The organism is Leifsonia sp. McL0618 (assembly GCF_049994905.1).
Taxonomy (GTDB): Bacteria; Actinomycetota; Actinomycetes; order Actinomycetales; family Microbacteriaceae; genus Diaminobutyricibacter.
The window spans coordinates 1-19,149 of sequence record NZ_CP188258.1 but is presented as its reverse complement, the minus strand read 5'-3'; the positions used below and the strand labels follow the sequence as shown (position 1 = coordinate 19,149).

The 19,149-nt window shown below is 64.8% G+C and carries 20 protein-coding genes and 2 tRNA genes; 5 read left to right on the top strand and 17 right to left on the bottom strand.

The window, feature by feature from the left end:
• Window positions 1-36 precede the first annotated feature (36 nt).
• Window positions 37-1,728 carry a Stk1 family PASTA domain-containing Ser/Thr kinase gene (gene pknB, locus ACPPVQ_RS00110; RefSeq protein ID WP_426517368.1) on the top strand — a complete coding sequence of 564 codons (1,692 nt, stop codon included), beginning with the start codon at window positions 37-39 and terminating at the stop codon, window positions 1,726-1,728.
• A gap of 308 nt (window positions 1,729-2,036) precedes the next feature.
• Here the strand turns inward: pknB and ACPPVQ_RS00105 are convergent, their stop codons facing one another.
• From ACPPVQ_RS00105 to ACPPVQ_RS00095, 3 genes are read right to left on the bottom strand one after another with little or no spacing between them, the layout of a single operon-like run.
• Window positions 2,037-2,675 (bottom strand): anthranilate synthase component II, encoded by a 639-nt coding sequence (locus ACPPVQ_RS00105; RefSeq protein WP_426517366.1) that lies wholly within the window; start codon window positions 2,673-2,675, stop codon window positions 2,037-2,039.
• Window positions 2,672-2,830: a hypothetical protein gene (locus ACPPVQ_RS00100; RefSeq protein ID WP_426517364.1), complete on the bottom strand. Its 159-nt coding sequence runs from the start codon at window positions 2,828-2,830 to the stop codon at window positions 2,672-2,674. The genes ACPPVQ_RS00105 and ACPPVQ_RS00100 overlap by 4 nt, the downstream gene beginning before the upstream one ends.
• Before the next feature lie 3 nt (window positions 2,831-2,833).
• Window positions 2,834-3,676 (bottom strand): class E sortase, encoded by an 843-nt coding sequence (locus ACPPVQ_RS00095; RefSeq protein ID WP_426517362.1) that lies wholly within the window; start codon window positions 3,674-3,676, stop codon window positions 2,834-2,836.
• Window positions 3,677-3,795: 119 nt separating this feature from the next.
• Between ACPPVQ_RS00095 and ACPPVQ_RS00090 the strand changes: the two genes are divergently transcribed.
• Window positions 3,796-4,038, top strand: a complete 243-nt coding sequence (locus ACPPVQ_RS00090) for a cell division protein CrgA (protein ID WP_426517360.1) — start codon at window positions 3,796-3,798, stop codon at window positions 4,036-4,038.
• 90 nt (window positions 4,039-4,128) lie between these two features.
• Here the strand turns inward: ACPPVQ_RS00090 and ACPPVQ_RS00085 are convergent, their stop codons facing one another.
• Together ACPPVQ_RS00085 and ACPPVQ_RS00080 are read right to left on the bottom strand one after the other, a co-directional pair.
• On the bottom strand, window positions 4,129-4,824 hold the full coding sequence (locus tag ACPPVQ_RS00085) for a rhomboid family intramembrane serine protease (protein WP_426517358.1): 696 nt from the start codon (window positions 4,822-4,824) through the stop codon (window positions 4,129-4,131).
• Window positions 4,825-4,975: 151 nt separating this feature from the next.
• A complete protein-coding gene (locus ACPPVQ_RS00080) occupies window positions 4,976-5,515 on the bottom strand; it encodes a peptidylprolyl isomerase (protein WP_426517356.1) in 540 nt (179 codons plus the stop codon).
• 101 nt (window positions 5,516-5,616) lie between these two features.
• Here ACPPVQ_RS00080 and ACPPVQ_RS00075 point away from each other — a divergent pair, with 101 nt between their 5' ends.
• Window positions 5,617-6,141, top strand: coding sequence for a hypothetical protein (locus ACPPVQ_RS00075; protein WP_426517354.1), 525 nt, complete (start codon window positions 5,617-5,619; stop codon window positions 6,139-6,141).
• A gap of 91 nt (window positions 6,142-6,232) precedes the next feature.
• Here ACPPVQ_RS00075 and ACPPVQ_RS00070 read toward each other — a convergent pair whose 3' ends face one another.
• Window positions 6,233-6,652, bottom strand: coding sequence for an NUDIX hydrolase (locus ACPPVQ_RS00070; protein ID WP_426517352.1), 420 nt, complete (start codon window positions 6,650-6,652; stop codon window positions 6,233-6,235).
• A gap of 93 nt (window positions 6,653-6,745) precedes the next feature.
• Between ACPPVQ_RS00070 and ACPPVQ_RS00065 the strand changes: the two genes are divergently transcribed.
• Window positions 6,746-7,090, top strand: a complete 345-nt coding sequence (locus tag ACPPVQ_RS00065) for a hypothetical protein (protein ID WP_426517350.1) — start codon at window positions 6,746-6,748, stop codon at window positions 7,088-7,090.
• 3 nt (window positions 7,091-7,093) lie between these two features.
• Here ACPPVQ_RS00065 and ACPPVQ_RS00060 read toward each other — a convergent pair whose 3' ends face one another.
• A complete protein-coding gene (locus ACPPVQ_RS00060; RefSeq protein ID WP_426517348.1) occupies window positions 7,094-7,531 on the bottom strand; it encodes a rhodanese-like domain-containing protein in 438 nt (145 codons plus the stop codon).
• A 92-nt stretch (window positions 7,532-7,623) separates the two neighbouring features.
• Here ACPPVQ_RS00060 and ACPPVQ_RS00055 point away from each other — a divergent pair, with 92 nt between their 5' ends.
• Window positions 7,624-8,100 carry an Lrp/AsnC family transcriptional regulator gene (locus ACPPVQ_RS00055; RefSeq protein ID WP_426517346.1) on the top strand — a complete coding sequence of 159 codons (477 nt, stop codon included), beginning with the start codon at window positions 7,624-7,626 and terminating at the stop codon, window positions 8,098-8,100.
• Between the two features lie 24 nt (window positions 8,101-8,124).
• Here ACPPVQ_RS00055 and ACPPVQ_RS00050 read toward each other — a convergent pair.
• The 10 genes from ACPPVQ_RS00050 to dnaA all read right to left on the bottom strand — a co-directional run bounded on the left by ACPPVQ_RS00050 (window position 8,125) and on the right by dnaA (window position 19,149).
• Window positions 8,125-8,197, bottom strand: a tRNA-Ala gene (locus tag ACPPVQ_RS00050).
• A gap of 75 nt (window positions 8,198-8,272) precedes the next feature.
• Window positions 8,273-8,346: transfer RNA gene (locus ACPPVQ_RS00045), tRNA-Ile, on the bottom strand.
• Between the two features lie 157 nt (window positions 8,347-8,503).
• Window positions 8,504-8,917, bottom strand: coding sequence for a DUF3566 domain-containing protein (locus tag ACPPVQ_RS00040; RefSeq protein WP_426517344.1), 414 nt, complete (start codon window positions 8,915-8,917; stop codon window positions 8,504-8,506).
• Complete coding sequence (gene gyrA, locus ACPPVQ_RS00035) at window positions 8,910-11,459, bottom strand: DNA gyrase subunit A (protein ID WP_426521345.1); 2,550 nt, start codon at window positions 11,457-11,459, stop codon at window positions 8,910-8,912. Before gyrA ends, ACPPVQ_RS00040 begins: the two co-directional genes overlap by 8 nt.
• A gap of 7 nt (window positions 11,460-11,466) precedes the next feature.
• Window positions 11,467-13,443, bottom strand: a complete 1,977-nt coding sequence (gene gyrB, locus ACPPVQ_RS00030) for a DNA topoisomerase (ATP-hydrolyzing) subunit B (RefSeq protein WP_426517342.1) — start codon at window positions 13,441-13,443, stop codon at window positions 11,467-11,469.
• Window positions 13,444-13,566: 123 nt separating this feature from the next.
• A complete protein-coding gene (locus tag ACPPVQ_RS00025) occupies window positions 13,567-14,085 on the bottom strand; it encodes a DUF721 domain-containing protein (protein WP_426517340.1) in 519 nt (172 codons plus the stop codon).
• The gene (gene recF, locus ACPPVQ_RS00020) at window positions 14,078-15,259 is read right to left on the bottom strand and encodes a DNA replication/repair protein RecF (protein WP_426517338.1); all 1,182 of its coding nucleotides are present in this window, start codon (window positions 15,257-15,259) and stop codon (window positions 14,078-14,080) included. The genes ACPPVQ_RS00025 and recF overlap by 8 nt, the downstream gene beginning before the upstream one ends.
• 21 nt (window positions 15,260-15,280) lie before the next feature.
• On the bottom strand, window positions 15,281-16,201 hold the full coding sequence (gene gnd, locus ACPPVQ_RS00015; RefSeq protein WP_426521343.1) for a phosphogluconate dehydrogenase (NAD(+)-dependent, decarboxylating): 921 nt from the start codon (window positions 16,199-16,201) through the stop codon (window positions 15,281-15,283).
• Window positions 16,198-17,340: a DNA polymerase III subunit beta gene (dnaN, locus tag ACPPVQ_RS00010; RefSeq protein ID WP_426517336.1), complete on the bottom strand. Its 1,143-nt coding sequence runs from the start codon at window positions 17,338-17,340 to the stop codon at window positions 16,198-16,200. Before dnaN ends, gnd begins: the two co-directional genes overlap by 4 nt.
• 384 nt (window positions 17,341-17,724) lie before the next feature.
• Window positions 17,725-19,149: a chromosomal replication initiator protein DnaA gene (dnaA, locus tag ACPPVQ_RS00005; protein ID WP_426517334.1), complete on the bottom strand. Its 1,425-nt coding sequence runs from the start codon at window positions 19,147-19,149 to the stop codon at window positions 17,725-17,727.

The window sequence follows — 19,149 nt, the reverse complement described above, 5'->3', positions numbered from 1 at the left end:
CGAAGACCCTGACCCCGCCCTGACGAGGAGTTCGCATTGAGCCCAGATAGCCGCCTGCTCGCGGGCAGATATCAGGTGGGCGAGCTCATCGGGCGCGGCGGTATGTCCGACGTTCACCGGGGAACAGACACGCGTCTCGGCCGCACAGTCGCCATCAAGCTGCTCAAGCCCTCGCTCGCCACAGACCCTGCTTTTCGCACGCGCTTCCGCCAGGAGGCGCAGGCCGCGGCCCGCATGGCGCACCCGACGATCGTCCGCGTCTTCGACGCCGGAGAAGAGACCGTACGCGAGCCGAACGGCCATGAGGCGCAACTGCCGTTCATCGTCATGGAGTACGTCGACGGCGTGCTCCTCAAAGACCTGATCAAGGCGGGGCCACTCGACTCCGACGAGGCCGTGCGCATCGTCGAGGGCATCCTCACAGCGCTGGAGTACTCGCACCGTGCCGGCGTCGTCCACCGTGACATCAAGCCGGGCAACATCATGATCACCAAGACCGGCCAGGTCAAGGTGATGGACTTCGGGATCGCCCGCGCGATCAGCGACTCGTCCGCAACGGTCGCGCAGACCACGGCCATCCTCGGTACGGCCAGCTACTTCTCGCCGGAGCAGGCCAAGGGCGAATCCGTCGACGCGCGCACCGACCTCTACTCCACCGGTGTCGTCTTCTTCGAGATGCTCACCGGCCGTCCGCCGTTCCGAGGCGACACCCCGGTCGCGGTGGCCTACCAGCACGTCAGCGAGACTCCGGTCGCACCGAGCTCGATCAACCACAAGGTTTCTCCCGCCCTCGATATCGTCGTGCTCCACGCCCTGGCGAAGGATCGTTTCGAGCGCTACCAGACGGCTGCGGAATTCCGCGCGGATGTCGAAACGGCCGGCGCCGGACACGTTCCGATCCACAAAGAGGTCGACCCGCTCTCCGAGACGCTGTTCGGCGCACCGCCGAGTGTCGTCTCCGGGCCGGAGGCGGCGTTCCGCCAGCTCGCCGAAGACCAGTCGATGGTTCGCACCCAGCGCCGCCCCCCGGTCATCTGGATCTGGGCGGGAATCGCCGTCATGGCGGTCGTAGTGGTCGCAGTGCTCGCTTGGGTACTTCGCCTGGCGCCGAACGAGCAGCTTCCCGCCACCTCGCGCGCAGTCCCCAACCTCGCCGGCCAGACGATAGACAAGGCGACGGCGGAGCTCGAGAAAGACAAGCTCAAGTGGACCCAGGCGACGGAGTCCAGTGCAACCTACCCGGAAGGCCAGGTCGTAAGAACCGATCCGGCCGCGGGGATCATCGTGTCGACGGGCGACACGGTGACGGTGTACGTCTCGACCGGCAAGAAAACGGTGGCCGTGCCTGATGTGCACAATATGACGGTCGTCAACGCGAAGTCGGCGCTCACCGCCGCGGGCTTCACGCTCGGGCCCACCACGACCCAGAATTCGCCGAACGTCGCTGCCAACATCGTGATCGCGACCGACCCGGCGGCGAACGCAACCGCCCACGAGGGGGATCCGATCGGACTGACGGTGTCGAGTGGCAAGGTGACCCTGACCGACCTGGTCGGCCAATCGATCCAGGCGGCCACCGGCATCCTCGCCCAGCTGCAGCTCAGCGCGAATCCCCAGCCCGACTCGACGTGCCCTGCTGAGCAGGGAACGCTTGTCCACACTCAGTCGCTCCCGCCTGGGGACGTCCCGCAGGGCTCCACGGTCACACTCACCTACTGCACGGGCTGACGCTCGCGCGGTCTCGCGGGCGCGAGAGCGCCCGTTCCGGCGCGCAGCCAGCGCTCACCCGCGCGAGTGTGCCCGCTCTGGCGCGCAGCCCACGCTCACCCGCGCGAGTGTGCCCGTTCCGGGCGAACGTGCCTGGCACGCGGAGCACGCTCGACCGCAAGGCGCACACTCGGCGGCAGCGCACCGGGCCGAGCGCAAGCGGCAGCAGCGCACCCCGACTGGCTCGACCGCAAGGCGCACGCTCGGCTCAGCGCACTCCCGGGGCTACGCCGCGAGGCGCAGTAGGCTCCGCCGCGACGCGCAGCGTGCTACGCCAGCTTGACGAGCGGGTTCAGGTCGCGTGAGGTGGCTTTGGCGCCCGCGAGGCCTGCCGCCTCGAGCCAGTTGCCGAGCATCCGGTAGCCGCCTTCGGTGAGCACCGACTCCGGGTGGAACTGCACCCCGTAGATCGGTGCCTCGCGGTGACGCAGACCCATGATGACGCCGCCGGCCGTGCGGGCGGTGACCACCAGGTTGTCGGGAACGGTGCCGTCGACGACGGCGAGCGAGTGGTACCGGGTCGCCGTGAACGGCTGGCCGACCCCGTCGTAGAACTCGCTGCCGTCGTGTGTCACGAGCGATGTCTTTCCGTGCATGAGTTCTTCGGCGTTGGTGACGACCGCACCGAATGCCTCGGCGATGGCCTGGTGGCCGAGGCAGACGCCGAGCAGCGGCTGCCCGGTGCGGAGCACCTCCCGAACCGTCGCGATGGACACCCCGGCATCGGCCGGCTTGCCCGGCCCGGGCGAGATGAGTACGGCGTCATAGTCGGCCAGGCGTGCAGGAATATCGGCCTCGGTGAAGTCGTCGTTGCGTACCACGGTGGTCTCGGCGCCGAGCTCCCGCAGATACCCGTTCAGGGTGTAGACGAAGCTGTCGTAGTTGTCGATGACGAGTACACGAGTCACGTGCCCACGGTTCCTTTCTGGTCACCCAGTAGTGAATCGACCCACGGAAAGACCCATGTGACGAGGACGAACAGAATGATCGCGATCAGGACGACCAGGATCAGGATGCGCACCCAGACCGGTCCGGGCAGCACGCGCCACAGCGCTGCAAACATTCTCTACCCTTCCTGGGCCTTGACCTGTGCCGCGATCTCCGCGGGGGCACCGGCGCTCAGCGGCTGCCAGCTGTCGAACAGCGTGTAGGCGATGAGCCGCTCCCCGGCGTGGAACGGTGGGTTGCAGGTCGTGATGGTCATGATGCGGTCGACGGGGATCGCATCCTTCTCGCGCGGCACGGGATAGAGCACAGAGACGGCGGACGGCTGCACGTACTCGAAATTGCGGAAGCGGTAGGTGTACCAGCCGTCTTTGGTCTGTACGTAGATCGCATCGTCGAGGTGCAGCGTGGAGAGGTCGATGAACGCGTTACCCCACCCACTGTCGTGCCCTGCCACGGCGAAGTTTCCCACCGCGCCCGGCATCTGGGTGCCGGGGTAGTGCCCGACGCCTGCCGTGTAGCTGTTGAGCACCTGCTCGACGTCGACCGTCTGCCTGATGACGCGCTTCCACTCCGGACCCAGGCGGGGAATGTAGAGCACAGCGAACGGCTGATAGTCGGCGGGCTCCTTCATCACCGGCGGCGGACCGTAGTCGGGCTTGTTCGTGCCGGGTGTCGTTGTCGGCTTCGGAGCCGGAGTCGGGCTCGCCGACGCCTGGTCGATCCACTTCTGACTCTGCGACGCGGCGGCGTTCGTCTGCTGCCCGGCGAGCACCAGGCTGTTCCACCAGACCTGCCAGCCGAGGAAGAGGAGCACCAGCACCCCGGCTGTGATCAGCAGTTCGCCGATCACGCCCAGCACCGACGGTCGACGGTGCCCCTTCGGCCGCTTGCGCGATACCCGTGCCTCGTCGCCGTCGCCGTCGCCGTCGCCGCTGGGCGGCTGGGCGGCGTGATCGGACATGGCGATGATTCTACAAGCGTCGTCCGTGAGCCCCACGGAGTTATCCACAGGCTGGGAAGCGCCTGCGCAGGCGAGCGCGCGGAGAGAGTGACCGGCGTTGTCCCGTACACTATTGACCTATGGCACGCACCAAGTCCCCGAGCAAACCCGAGCGCAACGTCGCGCAGTCCGGCGAAGACGCACCCAACCCGGTGTGGTTCAAGCCGGTCATGTTCGGCTTCATGCTCCTCGGCCTCATCTGGATCATCGTCTTCTACGTCAGCCAGAGCCAATATCCGATTCCCGCACTCGGCGCGTGGAACATCCTCGTCGGTTTCGGCATCGCTTTCATCGGCTTCCTGATGACCACGCGGTGGCGCTGACCCCTTCTCGAGGGTCCGCAACAGTGGGGACAATTACACCGCTGTAACTATCCCCAGTGTTAATAAGCCTGTGGATAACTTTCCCGCCGCTCAGGCGAAGAGGTGGATGGCGCTCAATCCGAGCAGCACGAGCGTCAGAAGGCTCATCAGACCGATCTGAAGGTTGCGTCGCGCCGGAGACCGCGTCTCGACGTAGATCAACCCGATCAGCGCTCCCGCGATCAGGCCGCCGACATGCGCCTGCCACGCCACGTTGAAGCCGGGGATGAATCCGATGATCAGGTTGATGCCCACCAGGATCAGCAACTGGGTCGCGTTGCCGCCCAGCCGGCGCTGAATGACGAGAAAGGCGCCGAGCAGCCCGAAGATCGCGCCAGACGCACCGAGCACGGGCGTCGTCGGGGACGCGAGAATGAGTACCCCGACCGAGCCGGCGAAGCCGCTCAGAAGAAACAGCGCCAGGAAGCGCGCGCGCCCGAGCAGCGGTTCGAGCAGCGTCCCGAAGATCCAGAACGTGTACATGTTCAGGGCGATGTGCAGGATGCTCCCGTGCGCGAACACCGAGGTGAGCATCCGCCACAGTTCGAAATTCTGCGGATACGAGTAAGCACCCGCGTACCAGATCGCGCTCGTGACCGAGTTGCCGATACCGGGAAGCGACTGAAGGATGAAGACGAAGACGCAGAGGCCGATGATCGCGTACGTGATGACCGGGGCGCCGCGACCGGTCAGGCGCGTGATCACCTGGGGCTTCGTGCGCGGCGCTTCTGCTCTCTGCTGCCGCATGCATTCAGGGCAGATGACGCCGACGGGCGCCGGCGTCTGGCACTCGGGGCAGATCGTGCGCCCACACCTCTGGCAGAGAACGTAACTTTGGCGGTCCGGGTGCCGGTAGCAATAGGCAGCCCGGGTATCCGCGGGCTGTGTCATAGGAGCCCTAGGCCTGCTCGACCGTGACCGACTCGATCACCACGTCGTCCAGCGGACGGTCGCGGGCGTCGGTCGGCAGGTCTGCCAGCTTGTCGATCACCTTGCGCGAGGCTTCGTCTTCGACAGCACCGAAGATCGTGTGCTTGCCCTGGAGCCAGGTCGTCGGCGCGACGGTGATGAAGAACTGCGAGCCGTTCGTGCCGCGACCGCCCTGGATGCCGGCGTTCGCCATCGCGAGAATATACGGCTCGGTGAAGTCGAGTTCCGGGTTGATCTCGTCGTCGAACTGGTAGCCGGGGCCGCCGGTGCCGGTGCCGAGGGGGTCGCCGCCCTGGATCATGAAACCGGGGATGATGCGGTGGAAGATCACACCGTCATAGAGCTTGTCCGAGGTGGTCGCACCCGTGGACGGGTTCTTCCACTCGATCTCACCCGTCGCGAGTCCAACGAAGTTCCTGACCGTCTTGGGGGCGTGGTTTCCGTACAGGTTGACCTTGATGTCCCCGTAGTTCGTGTGGAGTGTGGCGACAGCGGTGTGCTTTGACATGAGGTCAATTCTTGCACAGGCGTTCGAACCTCTCGGGTTACCCTCAGCGCATTCGGTGGCAAGATGGAGACTGTTCGCTACACCACGCAATGGAGGTCCATATGAGCCTGACAAAGAAGCGTAAGAAGGAACTCGATCAACTGCGCAGTGCCGCTGAGGAGCTGTGGGAGGAGCAGCAGGACCTCCTCGCTCGCGCGAACGCCGTGGCCAAGGAGGCCAGCAGGCAGGTCGGACACCTTAACAGAGAAGAAGTGGCCCCGCGTGTGCATGCGGGCTACCACCAGTATGTCCGCCCGGGAATGGAAGCGCCCGGTCGTCTTGCGGGTGCCGCGAAGGAGCGATTCGTGGGCGACGTCATCCCTGCCGTCGGTTCCGCGATCGGCACCGCGATGTCGATGGCCGACTATGCGCGCGATGCCCGCGCCCGCGCTTATGCGGGCGAGCGTCCGTTCACGTCGCGCAAGGTGGTCGAAGAGAAGTCCGGCCGCGGTGCAGGCGGTGCGGTCGCGGTCGTGCTCGGCCTGATCGCGGCAGCAGGCCTGCTCTACGCCGTCTGGCAGACGTTCCGCGCCGACGACGAGCTGTGGGTCGCCGACGAAGAACCTGCATCACCGGCAAGCGAGTAGCCTGTACGACTTCTAAGAGGGGTGGCGTCTGCGGACGGCGCCCCCCTTCGTTCGCGCGCGCTGGAGCTGAAAGGATCTGGAGCTGAAAGGATCAGGCGGATGGCGCGATCAGCCGGAGCGCGACGTTCACCAGCTCGACGCGACGGTTCGGCACTTCGCTGAGCCGGAACCAGGCGGCCTCGTCTGTCGTCCCCTCGAGTTCGTTCGTCAGTTTGCCCGACAGGATGTGCGCCCGGTAGATGATGGGCAGCGCGTGCAGCGGCCGCCCCGACCCGTCGAGCCTCTGGTCGGCCGGCACGATCCGTGAGTCGATGTCGAGCAGTGTGTCGAGTTCCGCGGTGTAACCCGTCTCCTCGAGGATCTCGCGCCGCGCGGCATCTGCGGGATCCTCCCCCGGGTCGATTCCTCCGCCCGGGAGCGTCCACCCCGACCGTCCGCTTTCGTTCCAGTGTGCGAGAAGGATGCGCTCCCCGTCGACGATCACTCCGTACGCGGCAACCCGGATGTCCATTCCGTCACCCTACTGCGGCGGCCCGCATCCGGTGACCGCTTCACCCGAAAGGGGGCTCTGCACACAGGGTGTGTTCACTGTACGTTCAGGTTTGTGTCCGTTGTCGAGGTACAGCACGCATTCCGTACTCCACTGTGCGGTCATGAGGCCCTGGACCGGGTCGAATCCCTTCTCACTACGGATGGTCGCTGGGCCGTCATGGCGCGACGCTCTGACCACGTGGTCGCCACGCGACCGCGTCCGTCGAAGTGGACGCGCCCGTTCAGCCAGACCTCCGATGCCAGCGTCACCCTGTGGATCACTGATGACGAGGAGCCGGCATCGGGAGCGGTGATCATGGTGTCGGCCGTCCTCGACACGTCACGGCGGCAACACGTGAAGGAGCTGAACCGGCTGGCGTCCTACTTCGAGGGGTTCGGCCTGCGGTTCAACGCCTGAGGGTCAGCAGGCGCAGTCGATCGCGCCGATTCCGATGGGCGCAGTCAACTCGTCGATGTTGCGTTCGACCGCGCCGTTCTCGTCGATGACCGGCAGGCCTTCGCGCGCCCAGTACTCGAAGCCGCCGATCATCTCGCGCACTTCGTAACCGAGCAGGCTGAACTGGAGGGCCGCTTTCGTCGAGCCGTTGCAGCCTGGCCCCCAGCAGTACACGACAACCGGTGTCCCCGGCGCGACGACGGCGGATGCGCGTTGCCCGATCTCCGCGGTCGGCAGGTGGATCGCTTGCGGAACGCGCCCCTGTCGCCATGCCTCTTCACCGCGGGTGTCTATGAGAACGAATGCGTCGCCGTTCTCGATGGCAGCGTGCACGTCAGACGGGTCGGTCTCGAACCGGAGTTTTGCAGCGAAATGTCGTACGGGTTCCGAGTGTGATGTCATGACCACAGGCTAGAGGCGAAGATCGCCCGATTGAAGAGTCGTTCTGCGGCATTGTCGCTCCCGCGCCGTCAATCTGGTGGCAGAATTCCCGAATGACCATCGATTCCACATTCGTGACCGACGCGGTCGACGACCGCATCCTCGCCGAGCTTCAGACGGATGGCCGTCAGTCCATCGCTGACCTCTCGCGAGCGGTCCACATGTCCAACAGCGCAGTGGCCGAGCGCGTGCGCCGGCTTGAGGAGGCGGGCGTGATCCAGGGGTATCGGGCGGTGGTCGATCCGGAGCGCCTGGGCTACGGCATCCTCGCCTATCTGCGCCTGCGGTACCCGAGCAGCAACTACGCGCCTCTCCACGAGCTTCTCGGCGCGATTCCCGAGGTGGTCGAGGCTCATCACGTCACGGGCGACGATTGTTTCATCATCAAGGTCGTCGCGACGTCGATGCGCCATCTCGAGCAGGTGAGTGGTCGCGTCGGCACGCTGGGCAGCGTGACCACCAGCGTCTCGTACTCGAGTCCGTTCGCGACCCGGCCGATCGTGCCGCCGGGATCGCTGACCGAAAGGTGACGCGGCCCGATCGGGAGATATTTGTGGAGCCTAGGAGATTCGAACTCCTGACATCCTGCTTGCAAAGCAGGCGCTCTACCAACTGAGCTAAGGCCCCGGGGGGTATTGAGTTGCGGTGCTCTCCTGGTTCGCGTTCGCCGGGCGAGGACGGGCGAAGCCAGAAACAAACACGTGGGGATACGAGGACTTGAACCTCGGACCTCTTCGTTATCAGCGAAGCGCTCTAACCGCCTGAGCTATATCCCCGAGTGCCCGATTGGGCGAATTAGAGACTACCTGATTCTCACGGATTCTCCGAATTGAGCGGGCTACCTCCGGTACCCGCGAAGCGAAGGGCACTCGCGCGCGGCCGAAGCGAAGCCATGCCGCGCCGGGCGAGGACCGGCGCCGCCATAAGCACGGCTCAGTTGTTCGTGAAGCCGACGAGCAGGCCGCCGGTGATCTTCACGCTGAGGTTGTACAGCAGGGCGAAGATCGCGCCGAGCGCGGTGATCACCACGATGTCGAGGATTGCGACGATGAGCGAGAAGCCCATCACCTGGCCGAGCCCGAGGATGGACTTGAGGTCGGCTCCGCCGGACCCGGAGATGTCCTTGAAGAGGCTGTTGACCTGGTCGAAGATCCCGGTCTGGTTGAGCACCGTCCACACGAGGAACGTGCCGACGATCGCGATGATCGCGAGGCACAGTCCCACCAGGAACGACAGCTTCACGCTCGACCAGAAGTCGATGTAGACCAGCTTCAGCCGGACCTGCTTGGCCGACGCCGGACGGCGCGACGATTTTCGGGCGAGCTTTTCAGCGACGCTACTACTCATCTACGGTCTCTTCCTTCCCGACGTCCTCTGATTCTTCATCACCCTCGTGTGAATCAAGGTTACGTTCGGTGTTCTTTGCCAGAGCGATGATTTTGTCGGTCTCGGCAAATCGTGCGAATACGACACCCATGGTGTCTCGGCCCTTGGCGGGTACCTCGGCCACGGCAGAGCGTACCACCTTGCCGCTGGCAAGAACCACAAGGACCTCGTCCTCTTCGTCGACGATGAGTGCGCCCACGAGGTCTCCGCGGTCATCGTTCAGCTTCGCGACCTTGATGCCCAGACCGCCGCGGTTCTGCAGGCGGTACTGGTCGGCCGCGGTGCGCTTCGCGTACCCGCCTTCGGTGACGACGAAGACATATCCCTCGTCTGAGACGACGGAAGCGTCGAGCAGTTTGTCTTCGCCGCGGAAGTGCATTCCGATGACACCCGAGGTGGAACGCCCCATCGGGCGGAGCGCTTCGTCGCTCGCCGTGAAGCGGATCGACATGCCCTTGCGCGAGACGAGGAGGAGGTCGGAGTCGTCTTCGACGAGCAGCGCCGAGACGAGCTCGTCTTCTTCGCGCAGCTTGATCGCGATGATGCCGCCCGAACGGTTGGTGTCGTACTCGCTGAGCGCAGTCTTCTTGATCAGGCCATCACGGGTCGCGAGCACCAGGTATTTCGCCGCGGTGTAGTCGCGGATGTCGAGGATCTCGGCGATCTCCTCATCCGGCTGCATGGCGAGCAGGTTGGCGACGTGCTGGCCTTTCGCATCGCGGCCGGCCTCCTGGACTTCGTACGCCTTTGCGCGGTAGACGCGCCCCTTGGTGCTGAAGAACAGCAGCCAGTGGTGCGTCGTCGTGACGAAGAAGTGATCGACCACGTCTTCGCCGCGCAGCTGCGCGCCCTTCACGCCCTTGCCGCCGCGGTGCTGGCTACGGTAGTTGTCGCTGCGGGTGCGCTTGATGTAGCCGCCGCGCGTGACGGTGACGACCATCTCTTCTTCGGGGATCAGGTCTTCGACGCTCATGTCGCCGTCGAACCCGAACATGATCTCGGTGCGGCGGTCGTCGCCGTAGCGGTCGACGATCTCGGTGAGTTCGTCGCTGACGATCGTGCGCTGGCGCACCGTGTCGGCGAGGATCGCCTTGAAGTCCGTGATCTCGAGTTCGATCGCGTCGTGCTCGTCGATGATCTTCTGGCGTTCGAGGGCGGCGAGCCGGCGAAGCTGCATGGCGAGGATCGCATCGGCCTGCACCTGGTCGACCTCGAGCAGGCCCATCAGTCCTTCGCGCGCATCGTCGACGGTCGGCGACCGGCGGATGAGCGCGATGACCTCGTCGAGTGCGTCGAGCGCCTTGAGGTAGCCGCGCAGGATGTGGGCGCGCTCCTCGGCCTTGCGCAGGCGGTACTCCGTGCGCCGGACGATGACCTCGATCTGGTGGTCGACCCACGCGGTGATGAATCCGTCGAGAGCGAGGGTGCGGGGCACGTTGTCGACGATCGCGAGCATGTTCGCGCCGAAGTTCTCCTGCAGCTGCGTGTGCTTGTACAGGTTGTTCAGCACGACTTTCGCGACCGCGTCGCGCTTGAGCACGATCACGAGGCGCTGGCCGGTGCGGCCGCTGGTCTCGTCGCGGATGTCCGCGATGCCGCTGATCTTGCCGTCTTTCACGAGGTCGGCGATCTTGATCGCGAGGTTGTCCGGGTTGACCTGGTACGGAAGCTCGGTCACGACGAGGCAGGTTCGCCCCTGGATCTCGTCGATGTTGACGACCGCGCGCATCGTGATGGAGCCGCGACCGGTGCGGTAGGTGTCCTGGATGCCCTTGATGCCGAGGATCTGCGCCCCGGTCGGGAAGTCGGGGCCCTTGATGCGCTGGATGAGCGCCTCGAGAAGCTCCTCACGGGTCGCATCGGGGTGGGCGAGGTGCCACAGGGCGCCGTCGGCCACCTCGCGCAGGTTGTGCGGCGGGATGTTCGTGGCCATGCCGACCGCGATGCCGACAGAACCGTTGACCAGCAGGTTCGGGAAGCGGGCCGGGAGCACCGCCGGCTCCTGGGTGCGGCCGTCGTAGTTGTCCTGGAAGTCGACGGTCTCCTCGTCGATGTCCCTGACCATTTCGAGGGCGAGCGGCGCCATCTTGGTCTCGGTGTACCGGGGAGCAGCGGCGCCGTCGTTTCCGGGCGAGCCGAAGTTGCCCTGGCCGAGCGCGAGCGGGTAGCGCAGGCTCCACGGCTGCACGAGACGAACCAACGCATCGTAGATCGCAGTGTCACCGTGCGGGTGGAACTGCCCCATCACGTCGCCGACCACGCGCGCGCACTTCGAGAACGCCTTGTCGGGGCGGTAGCCGCCGTCGTACATGGCGTAGATCACGCGGCGGTGCACCGGCTTCAGTCCGTCACGCACTTCGGGAAGAGCACGCCCGATGATCACGCTCATCGCGTAGTCGAGGTAGGAGCGCTGCATCTCCGACTGCAGGTCGACCTGGTCGATCCTGCCGTGCACGCCGTAGTCGATCGGAGCTCCCTCGGCGGCCGCGGCGTCGTCGGGAATGATGTTGTCAGATGTCAAGGAAACGCACGTCCTTCGCGTTCTTCTGGATGAAATTGCGTCGTGACTCGACGTCTTCGCCCATCAGGGTGGCGAAGATCTCGTCGGCGGCTGCGGCGTCGTCGAGGGTCACCTGGAGGAGGGTTCTGGTCTCGGGGCTCATCGTGGTCTCCCACAGCTCCTTGTAGTCCATCTCGCCGAGACCCTTGTACCGCTGCACTCCGTTGTCTTTCGGGATGCGCTTGCCTGCGGCGACCCCGTCGGCGAGAAGCGCATCCCGCTCGCGGTCGCTGTAGACGTACTGGTGCTCGGCGTTCGACCACTTCAGACGGTAGAGCGGCGGCTGCGCGAGGTACACGTAGCCGAGCTCGATGAGGGGTTTCATGTAGCGGAACAGAAGGGTGAGGAGCAGGGTCGTGATGTGCTGGCCGTCGACGTCGGCATCCGCCATCAGCACGATCTTGTGGTACCGCGCCTTCTCCGGGTTGAAGTCCTCGCCGATCCCTGCACCGAACGCGGTGATCATGGCCTGCACCTCGTTGTTCGCCAGGGCACGGTCGAGCCGCGCCTTCTCGACGTTGAGGATCTTGCCCCGCAAAGGAAGGATCGCCTGCGTCTCCGGGTTGCGGCCCTGCACGGCGGAGCCGCCGGCCGAGTCGCCCTCCACGATGAAGATCTCAGAGACCGACGGGTCTTTCGACTGGCAGTCCTTGAGCTTGCCGGGCATTCCGCCGCCCTCGAGCAGTCCCTTGCGTCGGGCGGTCTCGCGCGCCTTGCGGGCAGCGAGCCGGGCGGTCGCCGCCTGGAGCGCCTTGCGGATGATCTCCCTGGCCTGGTTCGGGTTGCGGTCGAACCAGTCGCCGAGCTGGTCCCCGACCACCTTCTGCACGAACGCCTTGGCCTCGGTGTTGCCGAGCTTGGTCTTCGTCTGGCCTTCGAACTGAGGCTCGGACAGCTTCACGGAGATGACCGCGGTCAGGCCTTCGCGCACGTCGTCGCCGGAGAGGTTGTCGTCTTTCTCCTTGAGGATGCCCTTCTCGCGCGCGTACTTGTTCACCAGGGTGGTGAGTGCGGCGCGGAAGCCCTCTTCGTGGGTTCCACCCTCATGCGTGTTGATCGTGTTCGCGTAGGTGAAGACGCTCTCGTTGTACCCGGTGGTCCACTGCATCGCCACCTCGAGCGCGATCTTGCGATCCGTGTCCTCGGACTCGAAGGAGATGATCTCGTCGTTGACGAGCTCTGCCTTCTTGGCCGTGTTCAGGTAGTGCACGTAGTCGGTGAGCCCCTGTTCATAGAGGTAGACGTCTTTCTGCGGCTCTTCTTCGGGGTCGTCGGTCGGGCGCTCGTCGGTCAGAGCGATGCGGAGTCCTTTGTTGAGGAACGCCATCTGCTGGAAGCGCACGCGCAGCGTCTCGTAGTCGAACTCGGTCGTCTCGAACGTCTCGGGGCTCGGCCAGAAGGTGATTGTCGTGCCGGACTCGTCGGACTCTTCTCCCTGCTCGAGCGGCGCCACCGGAACACCGTTGCGGTAGCTCTGGGTCCACTTGTGGCCCTGGCGCCGCACCTCGATGTCGAGCCGGCTCGACAAGGCGTTCACCACCGAGCTGCCCACACCGTGCAGGCCGCCGGAGACGGCATATCCGCCGCCGCCGAACTTTCCGCCGGCGTGCAGGATCGTCAGAACGACCTCGACGGTCGATTTCTTCTCGACAGGGTGGACATCCACCGGGATTCCGCGACCGTTGTCGTCGACGCGCACGGCGCCGTCGGGCATGATCGTCACTTCGATGTTGTCGGCGTGACCGGCCAGCGCCTCATCGACCGAGTTGTCGACGATTTCGTAGACTAGATGGTGGAGACCGCGGGGACCAGTGGAACCGATGTACATTCCGGGACGTTTGCGAACGGCTTCAAGACCTTCGAGGACCTGGATTTCGTTGGCACCGTAGTCGTGTTCCGTCTCGGCTTTCGTGGGTTCCATCGTCATATGAAATTAGGCTCCTGACCGCACTCAGTGTGACCTATCCATTCTACCAAGAGCGGGCTGCCTGAAAGGCCATAATCGCCCGTCTGACGCGTTTATTTTGTGTCGGTGACCTCTTTTGCGTTCTCAACCGTAGGTATCGCGCGGGCCACGCCCTGGAATTGATCTGGGACCTCTTTTCCAGGAGGGGGCCTCTGGCCCCTGGAAACGGATTGATTGGATGCCCGCGTCGGGGAAGCGCACGGCGATCCGCGTCATGAGTTCGGTGCGCATGATCCGCAGCTGCGTCGCCCAGGCCGTCGACTCGCACGAGACGGTGAGAACGCCCTCGCTGATGCCGATCGGCGTCGAGTGATTCGCCGTCTCCTCTCCGGCGAGATCGACCCACCCCTCCATCAGCTCCGACTGTGCGAGCGGTGAGCTCCAGCCGAGCTCGGTCGTGAGTGAATCCATGATGTTGCCGAGCCCGCGTGGGTCGCGACCGACACCGAACGGAACACTGGCGCCCTCCTCCCGGTCCTTCGCCGGTCGTGAGCGTCGCGATCGTGCCGGCACTCCCCCGAAGAGCTCGCGGAAACGCAGGTAGACAGCCGAGGCCTCGCTGTGCGGGGCGGCTCCATCGTCGGGTGAACGTTCGTCAGGCATCGACGACCGCCCCCGCCTCGATGCGGACCGTGTGCGCGGTCAGCTCATCCGGAACATCGTCGAACACGGCCGCCGTGATGAGCACCTGTTCGAAATCGTGGACCGCTGCTGCGAGCATCCGTCGCCTGGCCTGGTCGAGCTCGGCGAAGACGTCGTCGAGAATGAGCACGGGGTCGCCCGTCGTCGATTCGCGGCGCAGGAGCTCGGCGGATGCGAGCTTCAGCGCGAGCGCGAACGACCAGGACTCGCCGTGGCTGGCATATCCCTTCGCCGGCAGTCCGTTCAGCTCGAAGAGGATGTCGTCGCGATGCGGGCCGACGAGCGTGATCCCGCGGTCCAGTTCCTTGCGCCGAACAGCTGCGAGCGATGCACGGAAGGCGGATGCGGTGTCCGTCGCGTCTGCCGCGTCGCCGGTCGTCCCAGGGTCGACAGCATCCGCCCGCCCCGATCCGTCCTGGGCATCCTCGACCTCGGCGCCCCGGATCGTCAGCAGGGGGATCAGCTTCGGATGGTGGTCGTCACCTGCCACGGAGCGATAGGCCGCGGTGATCGGGTCGCTGAGACGCCCGATCAGCTCGACGCGGGCATCCACGATCTCCGACCCGAGGCCGACGAGCCGGTCGTCCCAGATCTCGAGGGTGGTCAGCTGGGATTCGCGCAGGCCGGAGGCGCGCGCCGACTTCAGCAGGGAGTTGCGCTGACGCAGCACACGATCGTAGTCGGCGAGCACTCCGGCCATGCGCGGGTTGCGCTGCACGAGCAGCTGGTCGACGTAACGGCGGCGGATGCCCGGCTCACCACGCACGAGGGCGAGGTCTTCCGGCGCGAACAAGACACTCGAGAAGTACCGCGGCAGCTCCCGCGGTTTGATCGGCGAACGGTTGACCTGCGCCCGGTTCGCCGCCGCCCGGTTGAGCTGCACCTCGACGAGCAGTTCGCGCCCGTCGTTGGCGATCCGCGCGCGGACGATCGCTGCATCCGCCCCCTGCCGGATCATCGCCTGGTCGCTCGAGACGCGATGCGATCCGAGCGTGCTCAGGTAGCCGAGCGATTCGACCAGGTTCGTCTTTCCCTGGCCGTTGCGGCCGACGAACAGGTTCGGGCCTGCGACCAGCGGCACTTCCGCGGTCGGATAGTTGCGGAAGTCGGTCAGTGAAAGGTGGGTGACACGCACTCTGTCAGTTCATCGCGCAGGTCAGTCGACCGCTTTGACAGCGTGGCCGCCGAACTGGTTGCGCAGTGCTGCCACGGCCTTCATCGCCGGCGAATCCTTCTGCCGCGACACGAAACGGGCGAAGATCGAGGCGCTGATCGTCGGAACCGGGACCGCGTTCTCGAGTGCTTCCTCGATCGTCCACCGGCCCTCGCCGGAATCCTGCACGTAGCCCTCGATGTGCTCGAACTCGGGGTCCTGCTCGAGGGCGCGGACGAGGAGCTCGAGCAGCCAGGAGCGGACGACCGTTCCGCGCTGCCACGCCTTGAAGGTGCCGGTCACATCTTTGATGATGTCCTTGCGGGTGTCGAGAAGTTCATAGCCTTCGGCGTATGCCTGCATCAGCGCGTACTCGATGCCGTTGTGCACCATCTTCGCGTAGTGGCCGGCGCCGACCTCGCCGACGTGCACGAAGCCTTCGTCACGCGGGCCGTCCGGGCGGAGTGCGTCGAAGACGGGCATCACTCGCTCGACCTGGGCCGCGCTGCCGCCGACCATCAGGCCGTAACCGTTCTGGAGGCCCCAGACGCCGCCGGAGACGCCGGCATCCATGAAGTCGACCCCCTTCGGCGCGAGCTGCTCCGAGTGTCTGAAGTCTTCGGTGAAGCGCGAGTTGCCGCCATCGATGACCAGGTCGCCCCTTTCGAGCAAGGGCTCGAGGTCGTTGACCACTGCATCCGTCACAGCGCCGGCCGGAACCATGATCCAGACCACGCGCGGCGTGGGAAGGGCGGCGACCAGGTCTGCGACCGTCGCAACATCGGACACATCGGGGTTCGTGTCGTAACCGGTCACCTCGATTCCCTTTTTCTCGAGGCGGGCACGCATGTTGTTGCCCATCTTGCCGAGACCGATGAGGCCGATGTGCATTTCGTTCTCCCTCTCTGCCTGTGAGCGCTTCAGCGCAGCAGCAGGTTCGGCTGCAGCAGGTACTTGTAGTTGTCCGCGCCGGCCTGGTCCTTGCTGGACTGGCTCGTGATCAGGACCGGTCCCGGCTTGTTGGGGTTCTCGGTCTTGGTGAAGGAGATGCGAACGAATTCGGAATGCACCGCACCGAGACCATCGAGCAGGAACTGCGGTTTCAGCGAAACCACCGTGTCCTGGCCTGTGAGGAGAGCGTCGATGCTCTCGGAAGCCTGCGCCTGCTCGGAGCCGATCGCTTCGAGCGTCAATCCCTCGAGGGAGAACGTGAACCGGAGTGCTGCTTCGCGCTCCAGGACGAGTGAGACGCGACGGGTCGCCTCGATCAGCTCGGCGGTGTTGATGACCGCGTAGTTGTCGACGGTCTCGGGGAAGAGTCGCCGCACGGGCGGGAAATTGCCCTTGATCAGCAAAGATGTGACGGTCTTCTTGTCCGCGGTGAACGCGATCAGCTCCCGGTCGTCGCGGTTGGTGATCGAGATGGCGATCGTTCCGCTGTGCCCGAGCGTCTTGCCGATCTCCTGCAGCGTGCGCGCGGGAACGAGTGCCGTGACGGTCTCGCCCGAACCGCCGCCATCCCAGTCGATCTCGCGCACCGCGACCCGGTAGCGGTCGGTGGCGACGAGGCCGAGCGTGTTGTCGCCGACTTCGAGCTGCACGCCGGTGATGACCGGGGTCACATCGTCGCGTGAGGCGGCGACGCCGACCTGCGCCACGGCCGTGGCGAATTCCTCTGCAGGTACGAGGCCCGACTGGCCGGAGACCTGCGGGATGCTCGGATATTCCTCGACAGGCATGGACAGGAGGGTGAAGCTCGCCGACCCGGAGCGGACGATGATGCGCGACTCCTCCGTCGAGAGCTGCACGGGGGCGTTCGGCAGTTTGCTCGCAATCTCGGCGAGAAGGCGCCCGGAGACCAGGATCTTGCCCGGTTCCTCGACTTCGGCGGCGATCTCGGTCTGCGCCGATACTTCGTAGTCGAACGACGACAACAGCAGGCCGGTCTCGGTGGTCTCGATCAGCACACCGCTCAGGATCGGCAATGTGGTTCGCTGCGGCAGAAGTTTCACGGCAAACGAAACAGCTTCGCTGAATACATCCCGATTGGCCTGGAACTTCACGAAGTCACCTCTGTCGTAGGGAGCGGATGGATCGTGACAATGCTAGCGCTTGCGTCCCGCGAGGCGACGCGCGTTCGAGCGACCTTGGGTCAAGGTTGTCGAGTCCCACTGGAGATTAATTAACTCTTAATGGTGTTAACCGCTGTGGAAACTGTGGATAACTCGCTCGATGCCAGACGAGCATTGGGAACTACACGAGTGTGAGATGTTGATGGACTGTGGATCCGCGTAAACATGCGGGTGGGAACGTCGCCGGCCGCAACGGCGTAACTCACAAGAACATGTCATTAGTCAACATTCGAGGCCCGGTTGTTCGACCGTTGTCCACAAGTTATCCACAGTGTGAGTATTCACACTTCTCCCCCGAAAAGGGGGATGCGCAGGTTAACCCTTGCTGTATCGGTGGTTCTGCTTGATGCGGCTGGTGAGCTCGGTGACCTGGTTGTAGATGGAGCGACGCTCCTTCATGAGCTCGCTGATCTTCTTGTTCGCGTACATCACAGTGGTGTGATCGCGGTTGCCGAACAGCTGTCCGATCTTCGGAAGGGAGAGGTTGGTGAGCTCACGGCACAGGTACATGGCGATCTGCCTTGCTGTTGCGACGGCCTGCGAGCGGCTCGAGCCGTAGAGGTCGTCGACGGTGAGCTTGAAGTAGTCGGCAGTGTTGGTGATGATGTCGACCGGTGCGATCACATTGTCGTCGTCGAGGGTGATCAGGTCTTTCAACACTGTCTGCACAAGGTTCATATCGACGGGCGTGCGGTTGAGGCTCGCGAACGCGGTGACGCGGATGAGCGTGCCCTCGAGTTCGCGGATGTTGCTGGAGACCTTCGAGGCCATGAACTCGAGGATGTCGTCGGGAACCTGGAGTTTCTCGCTCTGGGCCTTCTTACGGAGGATCGCGATGCGGGTCTCGAGGTCGGGCGCCTGCACATCCGTGATCAGTCCCCACTCGAAGCGGGACCGCATCCGGTCTTCGAAACCGGTGAGGTGCTTCGGTGGCAGGTCGCTCGTGATGACCACCTGCTTGTTGTGGTCGTGGAGCGTGTTGAAAGTGTGGAAGAAGGCTTCCTGGGTCTCGGCCTTGCCCTGCAGGAACTGGATGTCGTCGATCAGAAGGATGTCGATGTTGCGGTAGCGCGACTGGAAGAGCGAACCGCGGTTGTTGGCGATCGAGTTGATGAAGTCGTTCGTGAACTCCTCGGAGCTGACGTAACGCACGCGGATGCCCGGGTACAGGCTCATCGCGTAATGGCCGATGGCGTGGAGGAGGTGGGTCTTGCCGAGCCCGGACTCCCCATAGATGAAGAGGGGGTTGTATGCCTTGGCCGGCGCTTCTGCGACGGCGACGGCCGCAGCATGTGCGAACCGGTTGGACTGGCCGATGACGAAGTTGTCGAAGCTGTACTTCGGGTTCAGGCGGGTGTCGGCGTTGCGCGGCGGGGCCGTGATCTCCGTCACCGGAGCCGGGGCCGCCGGGATGTCGATGTAGCCGGGGTCGGGCTGTTCGGCCGGCGCTTCGAGCGACTCCTGCTGAATCTCAGGATTGACGACGATCGCGAAGTTGCTGACGGCCAGCGAGTCGTCGAGTCCGCCGATCGCATTGAGAAGGGGAACACGGCTGCGCTGCTCGATCATGCCGCGGGTGAACTCGTTCGGCACCTCGAGGTAGAGGGTGCCGGCCATGATGCCCTTCGGCTCGACCAGGCTGAGGAATCCGTACAACTGCGGCGTGATGCGCTCATCGGTCTCGAGTGAGCCGAGCACTGACTGCCATGCCGCAGTAATTGACTCTTCGCCGTTGGCCAT

Coding starts and splice junctions, on each gene's coding strand:
- ACPPVQ_RS00040 (WP_426517344.1), bottom strand. CDS start 8,917: ATGAGTAGTAGCGTCGCTGAAAAGCTCGCCCGAAAATCGTCGCGCCGT.
- ACPPVQ_RS00070 (WP_426517352.1), bottom strand. CDS start 6,652: ATGGACATCCGGGTTGCCGCGTACGGAGTGATCGTCGACGGGGAGCGC.
- ACPPVQ_RS00055 (WP_426517346.1), top strand. CDS start 7,624: ATGACCATCGATTCCACATTCGTGACCGACGCGGTCGACGACCGCATC.
- dnaA (WP_426517334.1), bottom strand. CDS start 19,149: ATGGCCAACGGCGAAGAGTCAATTACTGCGGCATGGCAGTCAGTGCTC.
- ACPPVQ_RS00080 (WP_426517356.1), bottom strand. CDS start 5,515: ATGTCAAAGCACACCGCTGTCGCCACACTCCACACGAACTACGGGGAC.
- ACPPVQ_RS00100 (WP_426517364.1), bottom strand. CDS start 2,830: ATGTTTGCAGCGCTGTGGCGCGTGCTGCCCGGACCGGTCTGGGTGCGC.
- ACPPVQ_RS00095 (WP_426517362.1), bottom strand. CDS start 3,676: ATGTCCGATCACGCCGCCCAGCCGCCCAGCGGCGACGGCGACGGCGAC.
- gyrB (WP_426517342.1), bottom strand. CDS start 13,443: ATGACGATGGAACCCACGAAAGCCGAGACGGAACACGACTACGGTGCC.
- ACPPVQ_RS00075 (WP_426517354.1), top strand. CDS start 5,617: ATGAGCCTGACAAAGAAGCGTAAGAAGGAACTCGATCAACTGCGCAGT.
- ACPPVQ_RS00090 (WP_426517360.1), top strand. CDS start 3,796: ATGGCACGCACCAAGTCCCCGAGCAAACCCGAGCGCAACGTCGCGCAG.
- ACPPVQ_RS00025 (WP_426517340.1), bottom strand. CDS start 14,085: ATGCCTGACGAACGTTCACCCGACGATGGAGCCGCCCCGCACAGCGAG.
- ACPPVQ_RS00085 (WP_426517358.1), bottom strand. CDS start 4,824: ATGCGGCAGCAGAGAGCAGAAGCGCCGCGCACGAAGCCCCAGGTGATC.
- ACPPVQ_RS00060 (WP_426517348.1), bottom strand. CDS start 7,531: ATGACATCACACTCGGAACCCGTACGACATTTCGCTGCAAAACTCCGG.